General features: G+C 69.5%; 11 protein-coding genes. 5 read left to right on the top strand and 6 right to left on the bottom strand.

The genetic code is table 11. The annotated features are described in order from the left end of the window. Position 1 precedes the first annotated feature (1 nt). From AN478_RS14710 to AN478_RS07620, 3 genes are all read right to left on the bottom strand, one after another. Positions 2-1,351 (bottom strand): VanZ family protein, encoded by a 1,350-nt coding sequence (locus AN478_RS14710; protein ID WP_054966023.1) that lies wholly within the window; start codon positions 1,349-1,351, stop codon positions 2-4. Then, positions 1,348-2,142 carry a S1C family serine protease gene (locus AN478_RS07625; RefSeq protein ID WP_054966372.1) on the bottom strand — a complete coding sequence of 265 codons (795 nt, stop codon included), beginning with the start codon at positions 2,140-2,142 and terminating at the stop codon, positions 1,348-1,350. The genes AN478_RS14710 and AN478_RS07625 overlap by 4 nt, the downstream gene beginning before the upstream one ends. Before the next feature lie 100 nt (positions 2,143-2,242). Next, positions 2,243-4,444, bottom strand: coding sequence for a right-handed parallel beta-helix repeat-containing protein (locus AN478_RS07620; protein WP_143004095.1), 2,202 nt, complete (start codon positions 4,442-4,444; stop codon positions 2,243-2,245). 221 nt (positions 4,445-4,665) lie between these two features. Here AN478_RS07620 and AN478_RS07615 point away from each other — a divergent pair, with 221 nt between their 5' ends. The 5 genes from AN478_RS07615 (at position 4,666) to AN478_RS07595 (ending at position 10,828) form a co-directional block, all read left to right on the top strand. After that, positions 4,666-5,052 (top strand): VanZ family protein, encoded by a 387-nt coding sequence (locus tag AN478_RS07615; protein WP_054966021.1) that lies wholly within the window; start codon positions 4,666-4,668, stop codon positions 5,050-5,052. Positions 5,053-5,251: 199 nt separating this feature from the next. Continuing rightward, positions 5,252-7,114 (top strand): asparagine synthetase B family protein, encoded by a 1,863-nt coding sequence (locus AN478_RS07610; RefSeq protein WP_054966020.1) that lies wholly within the window; start codon positions 5,252-5,254, stop codon positions 7,112-7,114. 3 nt (positions 7,115-7,117) lie between these two features. Next, positions 7,118-7,969, top strand: a complete 852-nt coding sequence (locus AN478_RS07605; RefSeq protein ID WP_054966019.1) for a class I SAM-dependent methyltransferase — start codon at positions 7,118-7,120, stop codon at positions 7,967-7,969. A gap of 37 nt (positions 7,970-8,006) precedes the next feature. Continuing rightward, on the top strand, positions 8,007-9,596 hold the full coding sequence (locus tag AN478_RS07600) for an acyl-CoA ligase (AMP-forming), exosortase A system-associated (RefSeq protein ID WP_054966018.1): 1,590 nt from the start codon (positions 8,007-8,009) through the stop codon (positions 9,594-9,596). Next, positions 9,593-10,828 (top strand): pyridoxal-dependent decarboxylase, exosortase A system-associated, encoded by a 1,236-nt coding sequence (locus tag AN478_RS07595; RefSeq protein WP_054966017.1) that lies wholly within the window; start codon positions 9,593-9,595, stop codon positions 10,826-10,828. The genes AN478_RS07600 and AN478_RS07595 overlap by 4 nt, the downstream gene beginning before the upstream one ends. 27 nt (positions 10,829-10,855) lie before the next feature. Here AN478_RS07595 and AN478_RS07590 read toward each other — a convergent pair whose 3' ends face one another. The 3 genes from AN478_RS07590 to AN478_RS07580 are packed head-to-tail and all read right to left on the bottom strand — an operon-like array spanning position 10,856 to position 12,805. Further along, positions 10,856-11,707, bottom strand: coding sequence for a hydrolase 1, exosortase A system-associated (locus AN478_RS07590; protein ID WP_054966016.1), 852 nt, complete (start codon positions 11,705-11,707; stop codon positions 10,856-10,858). Then, the gene (locus AN478_RS07585) at positions 11,697-12,551 is read right to left on the bottom strand and encodes a hydrolase 2, exosortase A system-associated (protein ID WP_074471314.1); all 855 of its coding nucleotides are present in this window, start codon (positions 12,549-12,551) and stop codon (positions 11,697-11,699) included. Before AN478_RS07585 ends, AN478_RS07590 begins: the two co-directional genes overlap by 11 nt. A gap of 8 nt (positions 12,552-12,559) precedes the next feature. Continuing rightward, positions 12,560-12,805, bottom strand: coding sequence for an acyl carrier protein (locus AN478_RS07580; protein WP_054966014.1), 246 nt, complete (start codon positions 12,803-12,805; stop codon positions 12,560-12,562). Positions 12,806-13,007 lie beyond the last annotated feature (202 nt).

Raw genomic sequence — 13,007 nt, 5'->3', positions numbered from 1 at the left:
CTCAGCCGGGGGCTGTTTCGGGGGAATCCAGGGTGCTGGCCACCCGGCGCGCCAGGACCAGCACGCCGGCAGCGGCCGCGGGCGATACCACCAAGCTCCAGGGGTGGGGCTCCTGGCCTGCGAACAAAAGGGCCCCCGCCTCGGCAAGCAGGGCCACCACCACGCCCCAGCGGATGGCACAGCCCGGCGCCCCGGGGACGCCCCGGAGTCGGCCCCGCAGCCAGCAGAACAGGCCGATCGGCGCGTACATCAGGGCATGCCCCACAACCAGTCCCAGGGTTCCCACCTCCCGCCCATAGGAACGCAGGGGGGAGAAATCCAGGTCGAGCACGGCCCCGGCGATCTCGTGGGGATTGCGCATCGGCCCGCCGAACCAACCGTTCAGTACGGCCAGAAGAATCAGGTACCCCCCGAGGCCCAGGCCCCACAAGGCGTAGGCGTGGCGTCGCAGCCAGCCCGCCCGCGGATACAGCCCCGCCGCCACCAGGCCGTACCCCCCCAGGATCCCGGCTGTCCGCGTCAGGATGGAAACGCCCTCTGCCGTCTCGTAGGCCAGGGTCCCCTGGGCCAGCTCCACGACCCCCGCGAACAGGAAGGCCGCCACCGCCGCCCGGCCCGGGGCTCCCCAACCCCGGTCCAGCAGAAAAACCCCCAGGGCCCAACCGATGGGCAGGGCCAGCAGCGCCTCGGCAGCCAGCCCCCCCACACAGACCGGGCCGCAGGGGTATTGCTCAAGCAGGGTCACCCAAGCCCCGCTTCCCTCCCCCGCCGGGGCCTGCAGGGTGAAGTCGAAGGGGAACAGGGACATCCCCAGGTAGACCAGCAGGTAGCCGGCGCCCAGAACCTCCACCCCGCGGTGCAGCTCCGTCGAGCGGCTGGCCACCACCTCCCGGGCCCACCCCCCGAGGAGGGCCCAGGTCACCACCCCGAGGAATCCGCCCATCCACTGGGCGAGGATGTCGTTCCGAGCGGGTACCCGCTCGGGGACGTACACCTGCAGGAATTCCAGGACAGGGGCTACCAGCATGGTAAGTCCAAGGGCCAGGAGCAGACGGAGAAGCGCACGTCGCCCCTGGTGCCAACCGCCCAGGGCCGCGGCCAGCAGCAACCCGCCGGGGAAGGCGAGGACCACATTGCTCGCCCAATCCACACGCGAGCCGAAGGGGGATTGGATGTCCGGGGCGGAAAGAAAGGCCCGCCAGGCCTCGGCGGGGGTGTGCCATTCGAGCTCGAGGGGTAGCAGGCTCAAGAAGACGGCCAGCAGGAGGTAGGCACCCCACATGCCGAGAAGCAGCCCCCGCAATCCGGGCTCGGAGGCACCCTCCCCCGCCGGGGAATCCCCGACATTCACTCGGCGGTCTCCCGCCGGCGGAGGAGCGGCTTGGCGTACTTGATGGGGATGGCGTAGGAGATCCCGCTCGGTTTCTCCAGGATGGCCTCCTTGCTTTCCTTGATGAACACCCGGTTCACCACGCCCACCACTTCCCCATGCTCCGGGTCGTAGAGGGGGCTTCCACTGTTCCCGGGATAGGCGGTAGCGTCCAGCTGAAACACCTCGTAGGGCTCATCCAGCCGCTGCACCGTGCCCGGTTCAAGATCCTGGGACCGGTTCATGGGCGTGGCGATGGGGGTAACCGCCGATACGATGCCGCGATGGGTTACGGGATGCAATCCCAGGACCATGCCGATGGGAAAACCGGTGAAGGCGTACAGCTCCCCTTCCCGCACCCGGTCGGAATCCCCCAGGGGCAGGGCCGGCAGGGGGCTACCCTCCATCTCCAGCAAGGCGAGGTCGTGCTTCGGATCGATCGCCACTTCACGGGCCCGGCGGACCTCCCCGTCCTTCCCCTCCCCGACGAAGAGGGCCAGGTGCTCACGCCGCTTCTCGTCCAGGGACTCGGGAAGCACGTGGGCATTGGTAAGGACCAGGTTCCCGTCCCCGACGATGAACCCTGTCCCCCGGAACTCCCCCGGTGGCTGCCGGGTGGGTGTCACCGTGCCCACTCCCACCACCGATGCCTTAATCGCCGGGAGGCGGTTCGCAAGCTCCGCATGGGGGCCACCATGGACCAGCCACAGGAGCGCGGCCGCCGCCAGCGGTACCAGCCGGTGCCAACCGCAAGGAGGTCGGGTCCTGTGCATCATCGCCCCCGGTTGCTGGACGGGCGGCCCGGACGGAACGGCTCGGGACGGGGCGGACTGACAAAACGCAAAGGGAGGCCCCTCGGCGGACGGGTCGGTATCAAGGGTTCCTGTCGGCCACGCCGGAGCGTTCCCCCCGGCTGGCCCCATAGGCCCCCATAACGTTGGCGGCCCCCCGCGCCTCGGTCCCAATGGGGGAATACTGCCGGTCGGGTTTGGTAGGCGAGGCCACCGCCGGGACGGTCCGGACAGGCCGCAGAAGGCGGTCCCCGAAACCCCGCACCCGGGCGTTCTCCCGTTCCAGGGAAGCCCCACGGTGGTCCCCCCCGCGCAGGAGAGAGGCCCCAGCCACTAGGTTATTCTTCAGGACCAGATCCATCCCGACCTTGTCCATGACCAGGGCCGACCAGCCCTTCTTCCCTTCCTTGAGATAGCTGTTATACACCACCTCGGCCCGGGCATGGTCCACGGGGCAAGGAACCCCCTCGCCGTAATTGACCCGGGGGGTGAAATCCATGGCGATGGCCGGGTGGCCCCGCGCCTCGCTCCGGATGGCGTTGCCGATCACCTGATTCTCCCCGCAGCCCCAGATGTTGATGATGTTCGCGTCGGTCCGGGCCCGCTGATGGATGAAGTTGTAGCGGATACGCGAGTCCACGGACTTGGCCTTGATGAAGTGGCCGTCGGAGCCGCCGTGCAGGTAGTTCCCCTCCATGACCAGCTCGGCGTTCTCCCCCCCGTAGACGAAATGGGCGTGCTCCCCGGGGTCATGGATGGCGTAGATCTCGGAATCGTAGATCCGCAGGGACCCGGCCCCCGGAACAGCGAGGACCCCCATGCCGCTGTCGTGGATCTTCAGATCGCGAAGCACCAGCTCCCCGGCCCCCTGGTGCATCCAGATGGCCTTCTCCCGGCTGGCTCCGCTGACCTCCAGCCCCTCCACCACCACCCGTCCGGGGGCCTCCGCGACCAGAACCCCCTTACCCTTGCAGATCTCGTCGCGCAGGTGCGGCCGACCCTCCAGGGGCTTGATGGTGACGGCCCGCTCGATCACGGCGCATTGCCGGTAGGTGCCCGGGGCCACACCCACGGTACCGCCCTTCGGGGCCGCGTCCAGGGCGGCCTGCAGGCTACCGTGCAGGTGTCTTCCCCCAACGCAGGCGTCGTAGGGGCAGCGGGACACCTTGCGTTCCCTTCCGGACAGGCGAAAGACCCAGGTCTCCGGGATCTGGGAGATGTTTTCGGAGTCGGCCGCCAGGAACACGTACAGCCCGGTCTCGGCGTCACGGACCAATGTGCTCCATTTGCCGTGGGCGTCCGTGGGTCCACTCCCATCCAGGAAAAACCGCCCCCACACGTCCTTCTCCGGGTCGTAGGTCCAGAGCTGCAGCTCCCCGTCCATCCGCGCCGCCAGCAGGGCCTTCTCCAGCTCCGGGGCCCACACCAGGGAGAAGCTCTGCGGCTGGGAGCCGGCGATCTCCTCCAGCTGGGTCATCTCCTCCGCCCGCATCTTCTGGAGATCCACCCGGGCCCAGCGTCCAGCCCCGTAGACGATGTGCTCCTTCCGTTCCGGGGCGTAGACGGAGAACACCTCGGTCCAGGTATCCCAGCTCTTTCCCCCGGTCTTCACACGCCGCTCCCAGGTCCCGAGCCCGGGATTGAACATATAGCCCTCGATCTTCCCCGTGCCGGTAAAGGCAACCAGGGTCTCGAGGTCGGGGTCGTAGGTCAGGTTCCAGGGGGCGATGGCGTTTTTGTCCACGGGGACCCGCTCCCCCACTTCTTCCCAGGCGCCTTCCTCGTCGCCCTTGGCCGGGGCGTAGCACCAGATCCCGAATTTGGAGATGCAGAACCGCTCTTGGTCGGCCCACCAGGCCATCTGGGTGTAGGAATGGGCGGTCAGCGGGCGGCCCCGTGGGCTCAGATAGTCCACGTGCCAGCCGCCCCCGCGGGCCTTCCTAAGCTTTTCCTTCTGCTCGTCGGTCAGGTGGTCCCAGGAGTCCGCCTCGGACCAGTCCTCCTCCTCGGTCAGCTGGACCCAGCGATCCTCGGCCGGGATATAGGCGTCCACGTCGTTGCCGCCGTGGGTCTTGTGGCCGCCGCCCCAATAGAAGACGTACCCGCCGCCCGCCACCATGGCGGAATAGGGTCGGTATTCCGGCTCTCCGGACGCCTTCCCGGAGCCTTCGGGATCCCGTTTCACCCAGGTATCCGCGGGCACCTCCGCCACCGCCGCGGAGGCAACGGCCAGCGGCAAGAGCAGTCCCAGCACCCTTCCCGCCCACATCGCTAGGCGTTCCATCCGCAATTCCCCTCGACCGACCGGAAGACTGTCCCTGCCGGAGCCATCCCGCCAGGCACCTATCAACCAACCAAACACCATTCCCCGCTACCGGCAAGGGAGCCCCCCGGCAACCCGCCCCCGGACAGCTTGTCCCGGGGACGGGCTCCTGCTACGGGTGGCGGAGGGGCCCGCCCAGGTATCCCCACAGGCTTCCGTTCAACCGCCATTGGCGAGCCACCATGCGCGCAGTGCTCTGGCCCTTTTTGTACATGGCCCTCCTTTTTGTCCTTTCTTCCATCCCGGGGACGGCCGCCCCCGAGGACGGGGCCGTCCTCCATGCCTTCACCTGGGTACCCGCCACCCTCCAGAACCTTCTTCACCTGCCCGCCTACGGCCTCCTGGCCTGGCTCTGGCTCCGCCCCCTGGCCGGCCTTCCATTGGGCCCCAAGGGCATCGCCGGGGCGGCCTGGGTGCTGACCATGGCCTACGCCCTTTTCGATGAATGGCACCAGAGCTGGGTCCCCGGGCGGTACCCCTCCGCCACAGACATCGCTGTGGACGGGCTGGGGGCCCTGGCCGCAGTCGGGATCTTCCTGACCCGTCGCCGCCCTTCCGTTCGCGCCTGACCCCTTCTAACCGAGATAGGGAAACCCCGCCGGCCAATGGGGAGAGCCCGCTTGGGCCCTGAATTATCGCGGATAATTGACCGAGCCGGGTTCGGGGCCTCGTTTTCGGAAAGCCCGGCGTGGTCTTCTGGCGGGAGAGGTACGCATTCCCCCACGGGAAGGCCGTTCCAAACCGCTTTGCCAAGGCATGGGAGACGATATGCAGGGAATCTGGGGCTGGGTGGGCCCTCAGGGAAACCGGGATCCCGACCCCCTACTGGCCGGGCTGGCTCCCGGACAGGAAGGGGAAGGCCCCACGGCGGATCGGATCCACCTGGAAAACGGCGCCGTGGCCGGTCGCCCCGCGCACGGCGGTCGGGTCTATAACCGGGACGGCCTCCTGGTGGCCTTTCACGGCCAGCCCCGGGACTCCTCGGGGGGCGCCGGGGATGGGGAGGCCCTTGCCCACCGTCTGGCCAACCGGTACCGGCACAACCGCCAGGACCTGCCGCGCTGCCTGCACGGCCCCTTCGCCCTGGCCATCCTGGATCCACGATCCCGGACGGCGCTGCTGGCGGTGGACCGCCTGGGTGTCATGGACCTCGCCTACACCCTCAGCGGAGACACGCTCCTGTTCGGCCCCCGTGCCGACCGGCTGGCGCACGACCCCCGCTGTGGGGCGGAACTGAACCCGCAGAGCCTGTTCAACTACCTGTTCCACCACGTGATCCCCCGCCCCGGAACGGTGTACCAGGGCATCCACCGCCTCCGGCCCGGGGAGGTGGTGATGTTCGCCGACAATCAGCTGGAAACCCGGAGCTACTGGCGTCCCGAATTCCAGGAGAACGACGCCACGCCCCTTCCTGAACTGCGCGAAGGGTTCCGCTCCAACCTGCGCGGGGCCGTGGAGCGGGCCGCCAGCCAGGGCAGGACCGGAACCTTCCTCAGCGGCGGCACCGACAGCTCCACCATCACCGGGATGCTCGGCGAAGTGACCGGCGAGGCGCCGCGGGCCTACGCCATCGGCTTCGACGCCCCGGGCTACGACGAGACCGCCTACGCCCGGATCGCCGCCGACCACTTCGGTGCGGACTACCACGAATACTTCGTCACCCCCGGCGACGTGGCCAAGGCCATCCCGGAGGTGGCCGCGGGGAGCGACCAACCCTACGGCAACGCCTCCGTGGTACCCGCCTACTACTGCGCCCGCCTGGCCCGGGAGGACGGCATCGAGGTACTGCTGGGCGGGGACGGGGGGGACGAGCTGTTCGCCGGCAACGTCCGCTACGCCAAGCAGTGGATCTTCTCCCTCTACCACCGGGTCCCGGGCTGGCTGCGGCGAGGTTTCCTGGAGCCCGTCTCGGACCTCCCCGGAGGGGACGCCGTACCTCCGGTGCGCAAGCTGCGCCGTTACATCGAGCAGGCCAACGTTCCCCTGCCGGACCGCCTGGAGACCTACAACCTGCTGGACCACCTCGGGGCCGGGCGGGTTTTCACGGAAGACCTCCTGGCCGAGGTGGACCCCACCCAGCCCCTCGCGGAGATGCGCCGGGAGTTCGCCGACCTCCGCGGGTACGCCCTGATTAACGGGCTCCTCGGCCTGGACATGAAATACACCCTGGCGGACGACGACCTGCGCAAGGTGGCCCTGGCCGGGGAGCTTGGCGGAGTTCAGACCCGCTTCCCCTTCCTGGACGACCCGGTGGTGGATCTCGCGGCACGGGTCCCCCCCGGACAGAAGATGCGGGGCACCCGCCTCCGGCATTTCTTCAAGGAGGCGCTGGCGGATTTTCTGCCCCGGGAGGTCCTGGCCAAGGAAAAGCAGGGGTTCGGGCTGCCCTTCGGGGTCTGGATGCAGGAGGACCCGACCCTGAAAGACCTGGCGCGCGACAGCCTGGACGGCCTCCGCAACCGGGGAATCATCCGCCCCGCCATGATCGACGAGCTGACCGGGGCCCGGCTCGAGGAGCACGCGGACTACTTCGGCACCCTCACCTGGGTGCTGATGATGCTGGAACAGTGGCTCCGCACGCACCGCTCCGAGCCCGCCGCCGAAACCGAAATACTCACCGGCACGGATTGACCCATGCAGGAAGAGCGTACCGGCAACCAGGCGAAGGCCGCCGCGGGCGAAGAGTGGGACCATTCCAGCGATTCCCGGTTCGTGGACTACTATGCGCGCCAGAGCCTCACGGAGGAGAACCGCGAACGGTTGGAGCGCATCCGCGCGGACGTCCTCTGGGCCTTCCCCGCGGACCAGCGGGAGGGCCCCCTGGAGGTGGTGGACATAGGCTGCGGGCCGGGGGCCCAGAGCCAGATGTGGGCCGACGACGGCCACCATGTCCACGGCCTGGACATCAACGCCGAGCTCGTGGAGCTGGCGCGCCGGCGTGCGGAGCGCGAGGGCCAGGACATCGAGTTCGTGGTGGGAAGCGCCACCGAGCTGCCCTGGGAGGACGGCACCATGGACGTCTGCCTGGTGCCGGAGCTCCTGGAGCACGTGCCGTTCTGGAAGGAGTGCCTCGACGAGTTCGCCCGGATCCTGCGGCCGGGTGGTGTGCTGTTCCTGAGCACCAACAACCGCCTCTGCCCGGTGCAGGAGGAATTCAACCTGCCCCTATACAGCTGGTATCCCGGGCCCCTCAAGCGTCGTTTCGAGGAGCTGGCCCGCACCACCCGTCCCGAACTGGTGAATTACGCCACCTATCCCGCGGTGAACTGGTTCACCTTCTACGGGCTGCGGCAGGACCTGGGAAAGCGCGGGTTCAACGCCTTCGATCGGTTCGATACCACCGACGCCTCGCGCAAGAGCCCGTCGGGGCGCCTGGCCCTGGCCGCCATCGGGCAGATGCCACCGCTCAGACTGCTGGCGCATGTCCTGACCCCCTATACCCGCATCGTGGCCATTAAACAGGGCGCCGGCGCCACCGCCCGGTAAGAAGCCCGCAGGACCCCCGAAAGGCCGCAGCACGACCATGGCGATTCTCCTTCAGGACTTCATCCATAGCTCCGCGGAGGACGCTCCTCACGCCCCCGCCCTCCTGCACGGGTCCCTCGAGATCACCTACCGGGATCTGGAGCGGACGGTCCGGGTGGTGGCCGGTGGCCTCCGGGAGCTCGGCCTCCGTTCCGGGGACCGGGTGGCGCTGTACCTCCCCAAGGTCCCCGAGGTGGTGTACGGGATGTTCGGCACCGCGGCCGCCCGGGGCGTCTTCGTGCCCGTCAACCCACTCCTAAAACCGCGGCAAGTGGCCCATATCCTCCGGGACAGCGGGGCCCGCTTCCTGATCACCAGCGCCGACCGCGCCGATCTGCTGGCCGGGGAGCTGGCGGACTGCCCCGAGCTCCGGGGAGTGGTGGTCACGGACCGACCCTCGGGGGAGCTGCCCGCCTCCCTGGGCGGCCTGGGGCTCGGTTGGCAAAGCCTGCTCTCGGAGCCGGATCACCCCCTGCCGGAGGGGGGCATCGACGCCGACCTGGCCGCCATCCTGTACACCTCCGGCAGCACGGGCCGCCCCAAGGGGGTGGTCCTCTCTCACCGCAACATGGTGGCGGGGGCGGACAGCGTGGCCCGGTACCTGGACAACCACCCCGGGGACCGCCTGCTGGCGGTGCTCCCCTTCAGCTTCGACTACGGGCTGAGCCAGCTGACCACGGCCTTCTCCCGGGGGGCGAGCGTAGCCCTGATGGACTACCTCCTGCCGCGTGACGTGCCCCGGGCGGTGGCCCGCTACGGGGCTACGGGTCTGGCCGCCGTACCGCCCCTCTGGAACCAGCTGGCCAACCTGGACTGGCCCGGCGAGGCCCGACAAAGCCTGCGCTATCTCACCAACTCCGGAGGGGCCATGCCCCGGGCCACCATCCACTCCCTGCGCCAGGCCCTGCCGGAGGCCAGGCTCTACCTGATGTACGGTCTCACCGAGGCCTTCCGCTCCACCTACCTGCCTCCCGAGGAGCTGGATCGCCGCCCCGGCTCCATGGGCAAGGCCATTCCCAACGCGGAGGTTCAGGTGGTGCGCCAGGACGGCTCGGAATGCGCTCCCGGGGAGCCGGGGGAACTCGTGCACCGCGGGGCCCTGGTGGCCCGAGGGTACTGGAACGACCCGGAGAAAACGGCGGAACGCTTCCGCCCGGCCCCCGGTCAACCGGACGAGCTGCCCCACCCCGAGATCGCGGTATGGTCCGGGGACCAGGTGCAGAAGGACGAGGAGGGATTCCTCTACTTCCTCACCCGGCAGGACGAGCTGATCAAATCCTCGGGCTACCGCATCAGCCCCACGGAGGTGGAGGAGGCCGTCTACGCCCATGGCGATATCGCCCAGGCTGTGGCCCTGGGGGTACCCCACCCGGTGCTCGGCCAGGCGGTGGTGGTGGTGATCCAGCCGGAGGCCCCCGGCGTCACCGCGGAAGGGATCATGGGCCATTGCAGCCGGGAGCTTCCGCCCTTCATGGTGCCCGGCGCGGTGCGCTTCAAGGACGCCCTGCCCTACAACGCCAACGGCAAGCTGGACCGGCGGGCCCTGGCGGAAGAATTCCAGAACCTCTTCCAGGACCCCGAGCCATGAACCGCGCCGCCATGTCCCATCCCGCCCTGTCCCGCTTGGCCGTGGAGGACGACGAGCTCCTGCTCGGCGGCCGAACCCTTACCGCCCTGGCGGAGCAGGTGGGGCAGACCCCCTTCTACGCCTACGACCGGGACGCCATTACCCGGCGGGTGGACGCCGTGCGGGCCACCATCCCCCGGGAGGTCAGCCTGCATTACGCCGTCAAGGCGAACCCCATGCCGGCGGTGGTGGACCATTGCGCGACGCTGGTGGACGGCTTCGACGTGGCCTCCCTGGGGGAAATGCGCACGGCCCTGGACACGGGGATGCCCGCGGAGGAAATCAGCATCGCGGGCCCGGGAAAACGTCGCGAGGAGCTGCGGGCGGCCGTGGCAGCGGGGGTGACGGTAAACGTTGAGTCGCCCGGGGAGCTGGAGCGGCTGGCGGAGGCTGGCGAGGCTGCCGGCCGGCGGCCCCGGGCCGCGGTCCGCGTGAACCCGGACTTCGAGCTCAAGTCCTCGGGCATGAAGATGTCGGGCGGCCCCAAGCAATTCGGGATCGACGCCGAGGAGGTGCCCGGTGTGCTGGGGCGCCTGGGCGAGCTGGGGCTGCACTTCCGGGGGCTGCACATCTTCAGCGGCTCCCAGAACCTCAGCGTCGCCAGCCTCGTGGAGGCCCAGAACGCCACATTCGACCTGGCCTATCGCCTCGCCGAGGACGCCCCCGCCCCGCTGGAGATGCTCAACATCGGCGGGGGCTTCGGCATCCCCTATTTTCCGGGCGAGGAGCCCCTGGACATCGCCGCCTGCGGCGAGAACCTGGAGCGGCGGGTAGAGGAATGCCGGGACCGGCTGGGCGCGGTGGAGGTGATGCTGGAGCTGGGGAGGTACCTGGTGGGAGAGGCCGGCGTCTACGCCTGCCGGGTGCTCGACCGCAAGGTATCCCGCGGCCACACCTTCCTGGTCACCGACGGCGGACTCCACCACCACCTCGCCGCCTCGGGGAACTTCGGCCAGGTGATCCGGAAGAACTACCCGGTGGTCACCCCGCGCCGGGTCCACGACGGGCCCCGGGAAACGGTGAGCGTGGTGGGCCCGCTGTGCACCCCCCTGGATCTGCTGGCGGACCGGGTCGAGATGGGCCGGGCCGAGGAGGGCGACCTGGTGGCCGTGCTCCAGTCGGGCGCCTACGGCTACAGCGCCAGCCCGCACCGCTTCCTCGGCCACCCGCCCCCGGAAGAGGTCCTGGTGTAGGTCCTGCCCTTCCCCGCGGCCGCGCCTTCACCAGGAGCGGAGCCAGTCCGCGGTGTGCGTCTCCACCTGCTCGCGCCAGACCCGGCGGGAGAAGGTATGGTCCGCCTCCTCCAGCCGCCGGGTATCCACCCGCGGGCTCCCCTGCCAGCGCCGCCACCCCTTGGAGGCGGCCACCGTGTCCTCGAACTCCCGGGCCGTCAGGTCCCGGCCGCTGAGGATCAGGAGGACCGGCCGCGGGAAGCGCTCCAGCCCGTGGAGCATCCGCTGCGGCAAGGGCATCTGCCGCCAGTCCTCCGCCGGGCCCACCCTCTCCCGGCCACCGAGCGTCCGCAAGGCAGCCAGCGCATGGCCGAGAGAACGCCGAGGCTCCCAGCGCAACGTCAGGACCTTCTTCCAGAAGGCGGGCTCCGTCAGCCGGGCCAGGTAATAGTGCTTGAGGCGGGTCCTCGCCTCGCCGGCCTCGGTTCGCACCCAGGGGTTGAGCAGCACCAGCCCCGCGACCCGGCTGTCCTGAAAACCGTAGAAGGCCGCCGCCGAGGCGGCGTCGCAGAGCCCCCACAGGACCACCTCTTCCAGGTCCGGCCAACGTTCGAAGAAGGCGTCCACGGCGGCCCGGATGTCGGACTCGATCTCCGCGAATTCGTGGAGCCGGCCCTCGCTGTCCCCCATGCCGCGGTAATCGAAGCGCAGCACCGGGATCCCCTGCTCGGCCAGGTGGCGGGCCAGGAGCACGAACTGGCGATGGCTGCCAACCCGGTACTGGGGGCCTCCCACGACCACCAGCACCCCACGGGCCGCCGAGGGCGCGGCCGGCGGGTGCAGGATGCCGCACAGGGTGTGGCTGGCGCATTCGAAGGCGAAGGGCCGTTCAGGGGGCATGGCCGGAGACTTCGGCATCTTCCAGGCGCTCCAGGAACCCCGCGGAGGCTTCCACCAGGGCGGGCGCATCCACCAGCTCCTGCGTTGCCCAGAAGGGGTCCCCAGGGACCCCCTGGTGGCGGACCGACCTGCCCTGCTCCCGCCAGGCCTCCACCACGCTGCGGGAGGCCGGTGGTGGGCCTGCCTCCGGGCCCGAAACCACGTCCAGCCAGATCACCTCCGTTTCCGGCGAAGGAAGCAGCCCCTGGAGAGAGCGGGCGTCCAGGGCCCCGGCCAGGCCGGGATGCAGCTCGTAGCCGGCGACCTCCAGGCTTTCCCCGGCCTCCAGGCGCCCCAGGAGGTCCGCGGTGCGCTCCTGCGGCGTGTCCCCTCCGACCCCCAGGCCCGCCGCCAGGCGCAGGCGCAGGAACTGCCGGAGGGTCTGCCGCCCGTTTATGATCGGGCTCCACAGGAGCAGTCCCGGCGGGGGCTCGGCAAGCTCACGGGCGGTCTCCGCGGCGATCAGGCCGCCCAGGCGCAGGCCCCCCAGATACACGGGCCCTGTCTCCCGGTCCCTCAACCAGTCGCGGGCATCCCGTGCGTTGTTTTTCCAAAGCTCCCACCGGGCTTCGGCGAAATCCCCCTCGCTGTCCCCCGTGCCGTAGAAATCCGGGACCAGGGTCCGGAAGCCGGCGCCAGCTAACGAATGCCCGAGGCGGGCCATCATCCGGCGGGCCTTGTTGGCCTCCTCCGCCCAGGGCGGCAGGAACACCAAGCCCGGTGTCGCGGACGTGGGGTCGGAGGGGTGGAAGACCGTGCAGTGAATTCGGCCTCCCGCGCTGTCCAGAAAGAATGGGGTCACCATGCCCGCGCCTAGAGCTTGCTGTTCACGAAATCCACGAGGCTGCCCACGGTCTCGAAGGTCTCCGCCGAGATCTCGTCGTCCTCGATGACCACCCCGAACTGATCCTCCAGGGAGGTGACCACCGAGACCACCGCCATGGAATCGAATTCGGGGATGTTCCCGATCAGCGGGGTCTCCCGCTCCAGGGCCGCGGTTCGCTCCCCCAGCTGGAGGACATCGCCGACCACCTGCCGTACTTCCTCCACGCTCGCCATGCCGTTCTCCCCGTACCGGTAAACCTCTTGTCGGAACCCTCTACCCGAAGCCGCCTCCCGGCCGACCCCGGGGACCCGGCCCGGGCGGAAAGCTGGCACCCGCGCAGGCATCATCGGATCAAGCTAGTACCCGCCTCCCCCGGTTCCAAGGTCCGCATCCCGATGGGGTCAAGAGCACCCGCAAAATACCGCTTCGCCGCAG

The organism is Thiohalorhabdus denitrificans (assembly GCF_001399755.1).
Classification (GTDB): domain Bacteria; phylum Pseudomonadota; class Gammaproteobacteria; order Thiohalorhabdales; family Thiohalorhabdaceae; genus Thiohalorhabdus; species Thiohalorhabdus denitrificans.
Note: the sequence above shows the minus strand (reverse complement) of the source record. Positions and strands in the feature narration are given on the sequence as shown.